Source organism: Clostridium pacaense, assembly GCF_020709765.2.
GTDB classification, from domain to species: domain Bacteria; phylum Bacillota; class Clostridia; order Lachnospirales; family Lachnospiraceae; genus Enterocloster; species Enterocloster hominis.
The window spans coordinates 1-267 of sequence record NZ_JAJFEB020000123.1 but is presented as its reverse complement, the minus strand read 5'-3'; the positions used below and the strand labels follow the sequence as shown (position 1 = coordinate 267).

Genomic DNA, 267 nt, shown 5'->3' with positions numbered 1-267 from the left:
CCTCATTCTTTGTTCCCAAGCCCTTTACCCCCTTCCAGTGGGCCAGGATGCGCACCAAGGAGGAGTTTATTAAGCGCGCCAACATAGTCCGCGGCAAGTTCCGGGAGGTGAGGAACTATAAGAGCCTTAAATACAACTGGCATGAAGCGGAGCTGACTGTCCGTGAGGGCGTGCTGGCCATAGGCGACAGGCGTGTGGGCGCCGTGATTGAATAGGCATACCGCACAGGAGCCATCTATGATTCCTGGTCAGAATATTTTAACAATG

Annotated in this window: 1 pseudogene; it reads left to right on the top strand. The window is 53.6% G+C overall.

What is annotated here, in order from left to right:
• Window positions 1–215: pseudogene (locus tag LK536_RS58755) on the top strand (B12-binding domain-containing radical SAM protein); the annotation flags it as partial.
• Window positions 216–267 lie beyond the last annotated feature (52 nt).